General features: G+C 72.3%; 16 protein-coding genes and 1 CRISPR repeat array. Of the genes, 7 read left to right on the top strand and 9 right to left on the bottom strand.

The features are described from left to right. Positions 1–212: 212 nt before the first annotated feature. The 3 genes from ACSNOC_RS24450 to ACSNOC_RS24440 all read left to right on the top strand — a co-directional run bounded on the left by ACSNOC_RS24450 (position 213) and on the right by ACSNOC_RS24440 (position 1,849). On the top strand, positions 213–878 hold the full coding sequence (locus tag ACSNOC_RS24450) for a DUF3105 domain-containing protein (protein WP_436749727.1): 666 nt from the start codon (positions 213–215) through the stop codon (positions 876–878). After that, on the top strand, positions 875–1,492 hold the full coding sequence (locus ACSNOC_RS24445; protein WP_436749726.1) for a DUF305 domain-containing protein: 618 nt from the start codon (positions 875–877) through the stop codon (positions 1,490–1,492). Before ACSNOC_RS24450 ends, ACSNOC_RS24445 begins: the two co-directional genes overlap by 4 nt. A 69-nt stretch (positions 1,493–1,561) precedes the next feature. Then, on the top strand, positions 1,562–1,849 hold the full coding sequence (locus tag ACSNOC_RS24440) for a GNAT family N-acetyltransferase (protein WP_436749725.1): 288 nt from the start codon (positions 1,562–1,564) through the stop codon (positions 1,847–1,849). 5 nt (positions 1,850–1,854) lie between these two features. Here the strand turns inward: ACSNOC_RS24440 and ACSNOC_RS24435 are convergent, their stop codons facing one another. The 5 genes from ACSNOC_RS24435 to ACSNOC_RS24415 all read right to left on the bottom strand — a co-directional run bounded on the left by ACSNOC_RS24435 (position 1,855) and on the right by ACSNOC_RS24415 (position 6,530). After that, positions 1,855–2,229 carry an RNA-binding S4 domain-containing protein gene (locus ACSNOC_RS24435; RefSeq protein WP_436749724.1) on the bottom strand — a complete coding sequence of 125 codons (375 nt, stop codon included), beginning with the start codon at positions 2,227–2,229 and terminating at the stop codon, positions 1,855–1,857. 43 nt (positions 2,230–2,272) lie between these two features. Next, positions 2,273–2,806, bottom strand: coding sequence for a hypothetical protein (locus ACSNOC_RS24430; RefSeq protein WP_436749723.1), 534 nt, complete (start codon positions 2,804–2,806; stop codon positions 2,273–2,275). Then, complete coding sequence (locus ACSNOC_RS24425; RefSeq protein WP_436749722.1) at positions 2,803–3,903, bottom strand: helix-turn-helix domain-containing protein; 1,101 nt, start codon at positions 3,901–3,903, stop codon at positions 2,803–2,805. The genes ACSNOC_RS24430 and ACSNOC_RS24425 overlap by 4 nt, the downstream gene beginning before the upstream one ends. 97 nt (positions 3,904–4,000) lie before the next feature. Next, positions 4,001–5,248: a CRISPR direct-repeat array (repeat unit 28 nt; unit sequence GGAACACCCCCGCGCGTGCGGGGACGAC). A gap of 85 nt (positions 5,249–5,333) precedes the next feature. Then, positions 5,334–6,041, bottom strand: a complete 708-nt coding sequence (locus ACSNOC_RS24420) for a hypothetical protein (RefSeq protein WP_436749721.1) — start codon at positions 6,039–6,041, stop codon at positions 5,334–5,336. A gap of 63 nt (positions 6,042–6,104) precedes the next feature. Next, on the bottom strand, positions 6,105–6,530 hold the full coding sequence (locus ACSNOC_RS24415; protein ID WP_436749720.1) for an ATP-binding protein: 426 nt from the start codon (positions 6,528–6,530) through the stop codon (positions 6,105–6,107). Positions 6,531–6,696: 166 nt separating this feature from the next. Between ACSNOC_RS24415 and ACSNOC_RS24410 the strand changes: the two genes are divergently transcribed. Continuing rightward, the gene (locus tag ACSNOC_RS24410; protein ID WP_436749719.1) at positions 6,697–7,659 is read left to right on the top strand and encodes a helix-turn-helix domain-containing protein; all 963 of its coding nucleotides are present in this window, start codon (positions 6,697–6,699) and stop codon (positions 7,657–7,659) included. Then, entirely contained in the window at positions 7,656–7,895 is a 240-nt protein-coding gene (locus ACSNOC_RS24405) for a DUF397 domain-containing protein (RefSeq protein ID WP_436749718.1), read from the top strand. The genes ACSNOC_RS24410 and ACSNOC_RS24405 overlap by 4 nt, the downstream gene beginning before the upstream one ends. A 62-nt stretch (positions 7,896–7,957) precedes the next feature. Here ACSNOC_RS24405 and ACSNOC_RS24400 read toward each other — a convergent pair whose 3' ends face one another. Next, a complete protein-coding gene (locus tag ACSNOC_RS24400; protein ID WP_436749717.1) occupies positions 7,958–8,974 on the bottom strand; it encodes a VOC family protein in 1,017 nt (338 codons plus the stop codon). Between the two features lie 316 nt (positions 8,975–9,290). Here ACSNOC_RS24400 and ACSNOC_RS24395 point away from each other — a divergent pair, with 316 nt between their 5' ends. Next, positions 9,291–9,623 carry a hypothetical protein gene (locus tag ACSNOC_RS24395; protein WP_436749716.1) on the top strand — a complete coding sequence of 111 codons (333 nt, stop codon included), beginning with the start codon at positions 9,291–9,293 and terminating at the stop codon, positions 9,621–9,623. Between the two features lie 4 nt (positions 9,624–9,627). Here the strand turns inward: ACSNOC_RS24395 and ACSNOC_RS24390 are convergent, their stop codons facing one another. The 3 genes from ACSNOC_RS24390 to ACSNOC_RS24380 all read right to left on the bottom strand — a co-directional run bounded on the left by ACSNOC_RS24390 (position 9,628) and on the right by ACSNOC_RS24380 (position 12,126). Further along, the gene (locus ACSNOC_RS24390; protein ID WP_436749715.1) at positions 9,628–10,212 is read right to left on the bottom strand and encodes a Uma2 family endonuclease; all 585 of its coding nucleotides are present in this window, start codon (positions 10,210–10,212) and stop codon (positions 9,628–9,630) included. Positions 10,213–10,271: 59 nt separating this feature from the next. Beyond that, positions 10,272–10,592, bottom strand: a complete 321-nt coding sequence (gene cutA, locus ACSNOC_RS24385; RefSeq protein ID WP_436749714.1) for a divalent-cation tolerance protein CutA — start codon at positions 10,590–10,592, stop codon at positions 10,272–10,274. A gap of 103 nt (positions 10,593–10,695) precedes the next feature. Continuing rightward, positions 10,696–12,126 (bottom strand): dihydrolipoyl dehydrogenase family protein, encoded by a 1,431-nt coding sequence (locus ACSNOC_RS24380; protein WP_436749713.1) that lies wholly within the window; start codon positions 12,124–12,126, stop codon positions 10,696–10,698. A 228-nt stretch (positions 12,127–12,354) separates the two neighbouring features. Between ACSNOC_RS24380 and ACSNOC_RS24375 the strand changes: the two genes are divergently transcribed. After that, positions 12,355–13,017 carry a UdgX family uracil-DNA binding protein gene (locus tag ACSNOC_RS24375; protein WP_436749712.1) on the top strand — a complete coding sequence of 221 codons (663 nt, stop codon included), beginning with the start codon at positions 12,355–12,357 and terminating at the stop codon, positions 13,015–13,017. The last annotated feature ends 32 nt before the right edge of the window (positions 13,018–13,049 follow it).

Here is a 13,049-nt window from a genome sequence, read left to right as displayed (position 1 = left end):
TTCCACGTCCCCGCCCCCGACCCGGCGCCCCCCACCGCCCGGTCGCAGGCCGCCCCGGGCATCACCGGCGCCGCGTACGACGGCGCGCACTCCGTCGATCTGCACCGCCTTCAGGTCCGGCGAACCTAGCCGGGCAGGCGCGCCCCCGCCGCGCGCCCCTCCCGGTCTCCTTTTTCCTCCGCTTCCCCCGCCACGGACCTCAAGGACCTCCCATGGCCGCCAACAAGCCCGACAAACAGCAGGCCCTCGCCGCCCGCCGGACCAAGATCGAGGAAGCCCGCCGCCAGGAGCGCGCCCGCGACCGCCGCAACCGCCTCATCGCCATCGTCTCCAGCGCGGTGATCGTCGCCGCCCTGGTCACGGGCGTCGCCGTCCTCCTCGCGGGCGCCGAGGACGACGACGAGCCGACCGGCCCGCGCGCCAACCCCACCTCGTCCTCCGACGTCCCGGGCGAGAAGACCTGGTCCGGCCTGACCCAGACGCACGTCGAGACGGACGTCGACTACCCGATGGACCCGCCGGTCGGCGGCGACCACAGCGCGGTCTGGATGAACTGCGACGCCGACGTCTACGAGCAGGAGATACCGGACGAGAACGCCGTCCACTCCCTGGAGCACGGCGCCGTGTGGGTCACGTACAACGAGGCCGCCGCCGAGGCCGACATCGAGACGCTCGCCGCCCGCGTCTCCGCCACCCCGTACTCCCTGATGAGCCCCAACCCCGAGCAGGAGTCCCCGATCGTGCTGACCGCCTGGGGCCACCAGCTCTACCTGGAGAGCGCCTCGGACGAGCGGGTCGCCACGTTCTTCGACCGGTACGTGCAGGGCGCCCAGACCCCGGAGCCGGGCGCGTCGTGCAGCGGGGGGCGCGCCGAGTGAGCGGGGGGCGCCTGCTCCTGGTCGGCAGCGGCGCGATCGCGGTGGTGGCGGCCGTGCTGATCGCCCTCACCGTCATCGCCCCGTCGTCCTCGGCGGACGAGGAGCCGCCGGGGGAGGGCTCGGCCGACGTGGGGTTCGCCCGTGACATGGCCGTGCACCACCAGCAGGCCGTGGAGATGTCGTTCATCGTCCGCGACCGCACCGACGACGAGGAGGTGCGGCTGCTGGCGTACGACATCATCAACACCCAGGCCAACCAGCGCGGCATGATGCTGGGCTGGCTGGAGACCTGGGGAGTCCCGAAGAGCACGTCCGAGCCGATGACGTGGATGGACGGCGACCACGCCGCGCATGACCGTGCCGGGCCCGCGGCGATGCCCGGCATGGCGACCGACGAGGAGCTGGACGAGCTGCGGGCGGCCGAGGGCCGCGCCGCGGAGGTGCTCTACCTTGAGCTGATGGCCGAGCACCACCGCGGCGGCGTGGACATGGCCGAGGCCGCGGTCGAGCGGGCCGGCACGGACGAGATCACCAACCTGGCGGCGGGCATGGTCCGCGCCCAGGAGTCCGAGATCCAGCTCATGGCCGACATGCTGGCCGAACGCGGCGCCTGACGCCCCGGGCCGCCGCCGGGCCGCCCCGCCGGAATGCGGGGCGGCCCCGGACGGGCCAGGATGGACGCCATGAGCGCAACGGTTTCGGTCCGGGACAACACGGAAGCCGCCCGTTTCGAGGCGTGGATCGACGGGGAGCTGGCCGGGTTCGCCGAGTACGCGCGCACGGGCGGCGTCGTGGAGTACGCGCACACGCAGGTGCGGTCCGACCACGAGGGCGAGGGCATCGGCGCGACCCTGGCCAGGACGGCCCTGGACGACGCGCGCGAACGGGACCTGCGGGTACGGGTGAGCTGCCCGTTCATCCGGGGCTGGCTGGAGCGCCACCCGGAGTACCAGGACCTCCAGGACCGCTGAGGCGGTCAGCGTCCGCGCAGGCGCTCGATCTCCCGCCGGTCCCGTTTGGTGGGCCGCCCGGCACCCCGGTCCCGGACCGGCACCGCCAGCGCGACCTCGCGGGGCGGGGGCGGCGGACTGTTGTCGACATACGCCTCGGCGGCGACGGGCGCACCGACCCGCTTCCGCAGCAGCTGCTTCACGACGACGATCCGCTCCCGCCCCTCGTACCGCAGCCGCACCTCGTCCCCGGGCTTCACCAGGTACGCGGGCTTCACCCGCTCCCCGTTGACCCGCACATGCCCACCCCGACAGGCGGCACCGGCGAGCGACCGCGTCTTGATCAGCCGCACGGCCCAGATCCACGCATCGACCCGCACGGCCCCCTCGTCAGAACCCATGCCCCGACTCTAACCGTGCCTCCCCCTGCCGGGATGCCCCGGCTCAGAGGAGCCCGTTGTGCTTCGCCCAGGTGACGAACTGGCCCCGGAGACAGGGATACCGCGCCCCCGTGTCGATCATCGCGTCCACGAGGGTCGAGGCGACGTAGGAAGTGGTGCGGCCGTCGCGGACCGCGTCGGCAATGATCCGGAGCGAGCCCCGCACGTCGAGCCCCGCACGCCGACCGATGCGCCGGGCATCGGCGTCATCGACAACGGCCGTCGCGCCGTGCACCTGAGCCCAGGCGAGAACGGTGGCCTCGCCGTGATTGGACTTCGCCCCCGAGACCCGGCCCATCCAGTCGACCAGGGCCTCGATCTCGGGCAGGTCGTCGACGTGCACGATCTCCAGCCACTCCGCACCGGCCAGCGGGAGCCGGAAGTGGCTGATCTCGCTGATGACGGCCTGTGTGGTGACGTTCCGACGCGAGCTGCCTCCCCAGTGCCCGGCGATGTCGCCCAGTATGTCGATCTTCCCTGAGGTGTCCCAGACGAGCGCGGGAGCGGGCGGGCCGGGTTCCCGGGGAACCGAGGTCACGGCAGGCACTCCTCGACATCCCGGCTCGGAAGCTCGCCCTCCGCCACGGCCCCGTACAGGAGCTCGACCGCCCGAGGCGCGGCGATGGCGCCCTGGGACCACGCCGCGAGAGCCGCCTTGCGCCATTGGACGCCCGTCGTCCCGGCCTCCAGGTCAGGCACCGGCTGGCTGCCGTGCAACGCCAGGAAGTCGCCGCGCACCGGGGCGTCCGCCTTCTGCCGCCTGGCCTCGTCGGGCCCGACCAGGCCGAGTTGGCGGGCCCGGTTGACCACGGCGCTCCACGACAGCCGGTAGGAGGCCGCCAGGTCGAGCATGATCGCCCTGGCCGTCCTGTCGCGTCCGTCGGTCCAGGCCCGACGCATGTCGGCGGCGGGCAGCAGGAACTCCTCGGCGAAGTGGTCGATGAGCCGTTCCCGCTCGTCGCGCGCCGCGGCCACGCCCGCGTCGCTGTGGTACTCGTCCTGCATCAAGTGATGTCCGAGTTCGTGCGCCGCGGTCCAACGGCGCCGGCCCGGCTGTGCCTGGCCGCTGATCACGGCCACTCCGAAGCCGTCCAGCAGGAGCGAGGCCCCTTCGGCGGTCTCGTCGACAGCGGTCAGATAGAGCCCCAGGCGCTCCAGGACGTCGGCCAGCGGCCCCAGAGGCCCGGAGGGTTGCCCCACTGCCTGCCGAGCGGCGCTGGCGAGCGCCACCGGATCGACGTCGTCCGTCGCCCGCCGCAGGCCGGGCTCCGGGACCGGCGGAACCAGGAACCCGTGGTCGACGAGCCACTGGGCATGACGCGCGTGCTCCTCCAGCCGCGCATCGAGCCGGTACCGGGCGCGCGTCGCCTCGTCCGGGCTTTCCTCCAGGGCGCTGCGACGCGACACGAGGGTCTGCGGAGGTCGCGTCACCAGATGGGCCGGGGGGACGCCGAGGGCCTCCGCCAAGCGGAAGAGCTCCAGCGCCGTGATGCGCCGATCCCCGGCCTCTATGCGGACAAGTGCGGTCCGGTCCAGCCCCACCCGGGCCGCCAGCTCCCCCTGGCTCAACCCCCCGGCGAGCCGGGCCTCGGCAATACGCTCGCCCACTTCCGCCCAGCTCTGCGCGCTCTCCATGTGTGCGATTTTTGCACACCCCCCGGAAGAAAGCCGCCGCACCACCCGAGCGCCCACCCCCGAGCGGCCAGGGGCCCGGCGCCGCACATGAAGGCGCGGAACACCCCCGCGCGTGCGGGGACGACTAGCCCCCGGGAGGGACCCACCATGCCCAGACGGGAACACCCCCGCGCGTGCGGGGACGACTACTACGAGCAGACCGGCGACAACAGCGCCCGCGGAACACCCCCGCGCGTGCGGGGACGACCCCGCCCGGGCGCGGACCTTCTGCACGTACCCGGGAACACCCCCGCGTGTGCGGGGACGACGTGCCCAGCGGCACGACGATGAGCCGGTTCCCGGGAACACCCCCGCGCGTGCGGGGACGACATTCGGAATGCACGGGCCATCGGTGCGGCCTGCGGAACACCCCCGCGCGTGCGGGGACGACGCTCTCCATCGCTCCGGGCTGGTTGCCCAGGCAGGAACACCCCCGCGCGTGCGGGGACGACCGGTTTTCACGGAACATGCAGCTGGCGGGACTAGGAACACCCCCGCGCGTGCGGGGACGACGCCATGGGCATAGCCCACCAGGTGCTGAAAGACGGAACACCCCCGCGCGTGCGGGGACGACGTCCACGAAGCGCGGGCCGCCGCGGCGGCGTTCGGAACACCCCCGCGCGTGCGGGGACGACGCTATCCGGCGATGGCGGTCAGCCGTGTGGCGGGGAACACCCCCGCGCGTGCGGGGACGACCCGTCGAGTACGACGCCGACGACGCGAAGATCCGGAACACCCCCGCGCGTGCGGGGACGACATCTCCTGCAGATTGAACGCCGCGCGGTCGGCGGGAACACCCCCGCGCGTGCGGGGACGACCTTCTCCTCATCCTTGGAAGCCACGAGCGACAGGGAACACCCCCGCGCGTGCGGGGACGACCCGTTGGCGGTGCAGGCCGCCAGGAAGCCGGACGGAACACCCCCGCGCGTGCGGGGACGACGCCCATTCCTGGGGGTTCCGGCGCTGCTCCGGAGGAACACCCCCGCGCGTGCGGGGACGACACTCGCGCGGCGTCGGGAGCCGCCCGGACGTGAGGAACACCCCCGCGCGTGCGGGGACGACGCCTGTGCAATGAGCTGGGCCTACAGCCGGAGAGGAACACCCCCGCGCGTGCGGGGACGACCCCTGGATGATGCGCGCCGTCTCCGACCTGCGCGGAACACCCCCGCGCGTGCGGGGACGACTTCGACGCCGGCCAGCCGCGCCGCGTCCTGTGCGGAACACCCCCGCGCGTGCGGGGACGACACCGCCACGGTCACCGAAAACGTAATCGTGGGAGGAACACCCCCGCGCGTGCGGGGACGACACTTGCTGGCCTGCGGTTATGCATCCGGACCGGGCGCTTTTTCTTCAGTTGCTGCTCAGGCGAACCAGAGCAGCAAGGGAGTTCTTCACCCTACTCTCTCGCCACAGCCAGGGACTCCGCGATCAGCGGCGAGTTCGGTGTCAAGGTCTGTCTCGGTGCAGCGGGTGAGTTCGATCAGGAGCTGGGAGGCGAGGAACCAAGGGCTGGCAGGGTCGCCGTACGGGAGGCAGTCGTCGGTGGGGGAGGAGATGAGCCGGCCGTCGGGGGACGGGCCGATGAAGCCGCCGAAGACGCCCCAGACGCGGGGCTTGCGGGAGCGGATGACCAGCGGTTCGGTGAGATGGGGGCAGTGGCGTACGGCGAGGGCCGCACAGGACCGGCAGATCGGGGGCTTGGCGGACAGGGCACCCTCGGGCCAGTCCGCCGACTGCTCGTCGGCGGAGCCGTGACGCTGAAGCAGGAACAGCCAGCCCTGACCGGTCCGGCTGGCCGGTCCGCCGCAGACCTGGCACAGCTTGCGCAGCATCGCGTGCCGTTGGCGCTGGGAGTGCAACTTCCGGAAGTCCGGCCGCCCTTCACCGGGCGCGTTCCGGAGCCGCGCCCACAACACGCCGTGGGCGTCCCGGTCCGCAGGCGTCTCGTCCACGTACGCCAGCCCGGTGCCGTCGGGGCGGACGGTCAACGACCGGCGCACGGTGGGCTTTTCCTCGCTCCAAGCGGCGGCGAAGGGCACCGGCAGCTTGTTCGGCCCCCACGACAGGGGCCGTCCGGGCACATCGGGACGAACAGACATCGCGGCTTTCCTGGTGATCGGTCAACGGGCGGGCTGCGAACGGTTTCTCCGGCGCGGCGCCGGTCACCCATCGGGCTCCCGGCCGCTGACCAACTCGCCCCAGACACGCTTGCCTCCGGGCACCAGGTCCGCTCCCCATCGGGCGGTCAGCGCCTCGACGAGGATCAGGCCCCGTCCGCGAACCTCGTCGTCACGGGGCGACCTGACAATGGGCAGGGCGCACGATGTGTCCGTCACTACCACGCGCACCACTTTCCATCCGGTGCGCGCGACGGTGATTTCCATGGAGTCGCCGCGCGTATGCCTGACGGAGTTGGTGACCAGTTCGGAGACCAGGAGAGCGGCGACGTCGGTCAGATCGTCCAACTGCCAAGCGGACAGCGCCGCACGGACCAGCGCACGGGCTTCCTCGGCACTCTCGGCCCTGCGGTGCAGAGTCCACGTGCAGCTGCGGATCTGAACGGAACTCGTCATGGCGGCCTTGGTCATTGCCTTACCTCCGGTATCAAGCTCAGGGGTGAGGAATTGCCGACCGTAAGTGCGGTCGAGGCTCTCGCGTTTCCCGAGCTCAATCACCGTGCCGCGTGGCCGGGCGCGACCGCAATAGAATCTGCCCCGAATCACCCACCAGGCGAAAAGTGGCACATGCCGCTGCATGCGCATCGGCTGGCATCACGAGCGGTTGCCGTGTCATGCTGCGCACATCGCCGTGAAGGACAGGCAATTGAGCCGGGAAGGCAGTCACATGGCGGCCCCGCACAGACCAACAGCACGTCGCATCGCGCTCGGCCATGAATTGCGTGAGCTGCGCAAGCAGGCCGGGCTCAGCCTCCAGGAGGCTGTACGAGGGATGTCGTTCAGCGACACCAAGCTGCAACGCGTCGAAACCGGCCTCCAGGATCTACGCAGTGCCGGAGACCTGCGCAAGCTGCTGTCCCGGTACGGCATCACCGATGACGAAGAAGTCGAACGACTGGTCGCCACCCAGCGGGAGGCGTCAAGTCAGGAATGGTGGACGCCGCATGCGGCCCACATGCCGTCCGGCATGCCGAGGTTCCTCGGCATCGAGTCGGCCGCAGAGGAGATCCGCGCCTATCACCCGAGCATCATCCTGGGGCTTTTGCAGACCGAAGCCTACGCACTTACGCGGCATCAGAGTTCCAAGTCCATTGATGAGACGACTACGGAGTTCATCGAGGACAGCGTGCGCATCAGGATGAGACGGAAAGAAGCCCTGACCCGTGACGACGCCCCACTCCGGCTATGGGCGATCCTCTACGAACCGGCTCTGCGGCACATCGTCGGTGATCCCGACCTGATGCGGGAGCAGTACGAGGAGATCGTCAGGCTCGCAAGCCTCGGTAACGTGACGGTCCAGGTGCTCCCCCAGGGGATGCGGGGCTACCTGTTCGAGCACAACTTCAGCCTCCTCATGCTGGGCGGCACACTCCCCACAACGGTCCAACTGGACACCGCGTTCGCGACCGTATCCATCGCGGACAAGCCCCGTGAGGTCAGACGGTTCCAGCGACAGTTCGAGGCGCTGTCCAGGTCCGCCCTGCCTCCCGAGGAAACCCCGAAGTTCCTGCACCAACTATCGCGAGAGATCACCGAATGAGCACTCACCCCCGTACCCTGACGGCTCTGGACCTTGCCGGTGCCGCTGACTGGTTCACGTCTTCTTACAGCGGCAACGGCACCAACTGTGTGGAAGCCGCTGATCTGACCCGGACCGCCTACCACGGCGTGGCGATCCGTGACTCCAAGGTCGCCCACGGCCCTGCCCTGTTGTTCACGGCGGACGCGTTCGCCTCGTTCGTGGCCGGGGCGCGCGAAGGCCGCTACGGGATCTGAGCAGCCGATGACGACAGGCCGCCTCCCTCCGGAGACCGGGGGAGGCGGCCACGCCTGATGGCTCAGCGGTGGTGGCGGTAGGCTGTCACGGATTCTCGGTATAACTCCCGTGTCACGTCCGCGTCCGTGATGCCCAGGGTCGTCAGGACGCGTCGGACGTGTCCCCGTGTCGTGCGGGCGTCGGTGGCTTCTTCCGCGAGTGTTTCCACCTCCAGGAAGTGGCCCCCGGTCTCCGGGATGTGGACCAGCGTCGCTCGTGTCGGTCGGCCCTGGGTGGTGAACGTGTAGGTGCCGCAGTGGCGTTCGAATGTCAGCACCGGCCGGTAGCCCAGGCCGGCGAGGACCGATGACGTGGCTTCCGGGTCCGCCACCGGCGTTTCGTGCCTCCGTTTCGAGGCCGCGCACGTGAACGTCAGCGACGAGCGTGTTCCCCCGGCGCCGCGGACGGTGCGGATCCGGAGTGTCTCGCCCCGGTTGTCCAGCGCTCCGGCCGCCGTGTCGAAGTACGCGTCCCGGTACACCTCGACGCGCGCGTCCGCCAGTGCGTTGAGGCGTGCCGTGACCTCCTCCGGCCTCCGGACCCGTGCCTTCAGCTCGGTCTCGACCACCTCGTCGGTGTCCCCGGCCGGGGCGACGTGCCCGGCGTCGAGGCCGAGGCGCTGGAGGAGGGCCGCGACCTCAACGGGCTGCCCGCGGGTGGGCCGGTCGGGGCGGTCGGGGCATTCGCGTGGGCGGGCCTCGGGGGCGGCGCTGCTCAGCTCGACGAGATTCCCGTCCGGGTCGCGCACGTACACGGTGCGTTCCACCGGGCCCTCCGCCAACGGCACGCCCCGGGCGGCCAGTTCGGCCCTCACCTGGGCGGGTGGATCCGCCACCACGAAGCGCAGGCCGGCGCCGCCCGGCGCCGGCTGTTCCCTGTCCGCTTCGTGCAGGGCGATGGTGCCGTCGCCGAAGGCCAGCGCGCGCCGTCCGCCGCCGAGCGTGACGGCCGACATGCCGAGCACCCGGACGTAGAAGTCCACCGTCGCGTCGATGTCGGCCACCGTGAGCACCAGATGATCCAGTCGTTCGACCCGCATCACGGCAACACCCCCGCTAACGTGTCCGGTCGGCTGCCGCCCGCCTTCTCCCCGCGCAGCACGTCCATGAGCATCGCTCGGCCCTCCCCGCTTCGTCTCCGTCGCGCCTCGTCGTGCGAACGCGTGCGTGAACGTCTCGGCGCCCGCCGATGTTCCTGAGTCCGGTGAGGTGAGGCGTGGCAGACGCGCCGGGGGCCGATCTGAAAACATGTTCGGTACGTGGAGCTGGAGGAGGGACCAAGTGAGAACCTCACCAAGGACGTTGGGGCTCATAACACTCACGCTTCTGTCGGCCGCCGGCTGCGGCATCGGTGATGTGACACCGCCCGACGGCGGGGACGCGCGCCCGGTCCTGTCCACCGAGACGCCGACGGCGCCGGAGCCCGAGACCGATCTGACCGAGCCCTCGCCCGACGAGGGCCTGACGGAGGCCGTGACCCCCGAGCCGTCCGGGCCCGCACCCGCCGAGCAGTCGCCGCCCCCGGGCCCGGCGCCGGTCCATGAGGAAGAGGAGGAGCCGCCCCCGGCGACGCCCGCGCCGCGCGCCGATATGCCGGAGGCGCTCTGCGACGTGGGCGACGTGACCGGGATCGGGACCGGATTTCTCAGCGACCTCTGCGAGGGCTTCCTCGGCGGCGGCCGGAACTAGGTACCTAGGGCCGCGCGGCCGGGGGAGCGAGCCTGTCGAGGTCGATGTCGACGGCGAACGGGACGGGCCGCCGGAGCACGTGCCGGAAGATCCCGGCCGGTGCGTAGGCTCCGGTCGGCCCGTCCAGTTCGTAGACGTGCGCGACGGTGGTCCCCGCCTCCTCCTCGACGCACCAGTAGTGCGGAATGCCTGCCTCGGCGTACTTGCGCAGCTTCACCGTGCGGTCGCGGTGCGCGGACTCCGGGGACACGACCTCCACCGCCAGCAGGACATCGGCGGCGTCGTACCACGTGCGGTCGGGGTCGTACGGTGCCGTCGTCGCCAGAAGGCCCGGCTCGGGGCGGTTGCGGGCGTCGAGGCGGATCGTCATCTCGCGCTCGATCAGGACCCCCTCCGGTGCCCGGTCCATGAGCGTGAACGTCAGGCCGGTGACGACACGGCGGTGCCACGACCGCTGGGGAGACGCCGCGAGGACGAGGGCGCCGTCGATCAGCTCCGTGTGGCGCGGGACCTCGGGCAGACGGTCCAGATCCTCCGCGAACCAGCCTTCCGCGCGCGGCGGGCGCATCCAGTCGAGCGGTGCGGTCATGGTGCGAAACGCTAGCCGGTCGGCGGACCGCCCGGTCGTCGTGGCGGTCAGGAAGGCGGTCAGGAAGAGGTCTCCTGCTCCAGCCACTGGAGGTACGCCGCGCTGCCCCGGGTGATGTCGGTGGCGATGATCTCCGGCGTCTCGTAGGCGTGGACGTTCCTGATGTGGGCTTCGAGCGCGTCGTACTTGGCGGCCGGCGTCTTGAACGCCACCCGCCACTCCTGGTCGGTCTGCACCGAGCCCTCCCACCAGTAGACGCTCATCAGCGGACCGTCGATCTGCGCGCAGGCGGCGAGTCTGGCCCCCACCGCCGACGTGGCGAGCTGTTCGGCGTCTTCTCTGCTGTCCGTCGTCGTGAACACCATGAGGTGCTCGGCCATCCGTCCGCCCTCCGTCCCGTTCGTTCGTTCGTCGTCCTGGGGAAGTCGCTGCGAGGCTACCCCCGTTGGCGCGGCGCGGAAGCCCGTCGCGGGAGGAGTCCCGTCAGCCCCGGTAGGTCTCCAGCAGCCGCAGCCAGATCTCGCTCATCGTCGGGAACGACGGAACCGCGTGCCACAGGCGGTCGATCGGGACCTCGCCGGTGACGGCGATCGTCGCCGCGTGGAGCAGCTCGCCCGCGTGCGGGCCGACGAAGGTGGCACCGATGAGGTGACCGCGGTCCAGATCCACGACCATGCGGGCGCGGCCCCGGTAGCCGTCGGCGTACAGCGCGGCTCCGGACACGTCGCCCAGCTCGTAGTCCACCACGCGCGTGCGGCGCCCGGCCTCTTCGGCCTCCCGCGCCGTCAGGCCGACCGAGGCGGCCTCCGGCTCGGTGAACACCACCTGGGTCACGGCCGCCACGTCGGCCGTCGCCGTGTGCGGTCCCCAGGGCGTGCCGTCCACGGGGGCGCCCTGCGCGCGGGCGGCGATCACCGCGCCCGCGACGCGCGCCTGGTACTTGCCCTGGTGGGTCAGCGGCGCGCGGTGGTTGGCGTCGCCGACCGCGTAGAGCCAGTCGCCCTCGACGCCCCGCACCCGGAGGGAGTCGTCCACCTCCAGCCATGCGCCGGGCTCCAGCCCGACGGTCTCCAGGCCCAGATCGGCCGTGCGCGGCGCCCGGCCGGTGGCGAAGAGGATCTCGTCCGCGTCGAGCCGGTCCCCGTTGTCGAGGGACACGGTCACCGGGCCCGAGGAATCGGCGCGGCTCACCCCGGTCACCGACACCCCGGCGCGGATGTCGACACCGGCCGCCGCCAGGCCCTCCGCCACCAGCTCGCCGGCGAACGGCTCCATCCGCGGCAGCGGCCGTTCCCCGCGCATGAGAAGGGTGACCTCGGAGCCGAGCGCGCTCCAGGCGGCGGCCATCTCCACGCCGACCACGCCGCCGCCCACCACGGCCAGCCGGTCCGGCACCGAGCCCGCGCTCGTGGCCTCCCTGCTGGTCCAGGGCCGTGCCCCGGCGACACCCGGCAGGTCCGGCACGACGGCCGCGCTGCCCGTGCACACCGCCACCGCGTGCCGGGCGGTGAGGCGGCGCGTGCCGCCGCCGTCCCGGGCCTCGACGGTGACGGTGCGCGGTCCGTCGAGGCGGCCGTGGCCCCGGATCAGCTCGGCGCCGATCGACTCGATCCACGCGACCTGCCCGTCGTCCTGCCAGTCGGAGACGAAGCTGTCGCGGCGGGCCAGCACGGCCGCCGCGTCGAGCCGTCCGCCGACCGCCTCGCGGGAACCGGCCACCGCGCGGGCGGCGGCGAGCGCGGCGGGCGGGCGCAGCAGCGCCTTGCTGGGGATGCAGGCCCAGTACGAGCACTCGCCGCCCACGAGTTCGCTCTCGACGACGGCCGTGGTCAGTCCGGCGGCCCGGGTCCGGTCGGCGACGTTCTCACCGACCGGTCCGGCGCCGATGACGATGACGTCGTAGGTGTCGCTCATGTGCGGGACTCCTCATGTGCGTGCGGTGCGTTGCGGTGCGTGCCATGCCTGCGGTGCCTGCGCTGCCTGCGGTGCGTGCCGTGCCCGCCGTGGCGCGCGGGACCGGCCGGTCCCACCGTATGCCGCCCGGTACCGCCCCGAGGCGGCCGGGGCATCCGCGGGCTCGTCGCCCACGACCGCACCCCCCGGCGCGGGATAACGGGCCGCGTCCGGGGTACCCGCGCGGGCGTGCGCAAGACGACGAGCACGGACGGCGCCGGGCCCGGGACGTACGACGCGTCGCCGTACGTCCCGGCCGACGCGGACCTCGCGGCCCTGCGGCGCGCCGCCGCGGGCTGCGAGGGCTGCCCGCTGTACCGCGACGCCACCCAGACCGTCTTCGGCTCCGGCGACGCCACCGCCCGGGTCCTGCTGGTGGGCGAGCAGCCCGGCGACCAGGAGGACCGGCGCGGCGAGCCGTTCGTCGGCCCGGCCGGGCGGCTGCTGGCCCGCGCGCTGGACGAGGCGGGCATCGACCCGGACGAGACGTACGTGACGAACGCGGTCAAGCACTTCAAGTTCACCCGCACCGGCCCCGGCAAGCGGCGCATCCACAAGCCGCCGACGCTGCGCGAGCTGACCGCCTGCAAGCCGTGGCTGCTGGGCGAGCTGCGCGAGGTGGCCCCCGAGGTGGTGGTGGCGCTGGGCGCCACGGCGGGCAAGGCGCTGCGCGGCTCCTCGTTCCGCGTCACCCGGGAACGCGGCGTCCCGCTGCCCATGCCGGACGGCGGCGACGGGGTGCTGGTGGCGACGATCCACCCCTCGGCGGTGCTGCGCGCCGACGAGGACCGCGACGCGGTGTACGAGGGCCTCGTCGCGGACCTCCGGGTGGCGGCCGGGGCCCTCGCCTAGATCCCCGCCGACGGCCCCCGCACCCCCGCACC

The organism is Streptomyces sp. URMC 129 (assembly GCF_051386415.1).
Lineage (GTDB): Bacteria > Actinomycetota > Actinomycetes > Streptomycetales > Streptomycetaceae > Streptomyces.
This window is presented reverse-complemented; position numbering and strand designations above follow the sequence as displayed.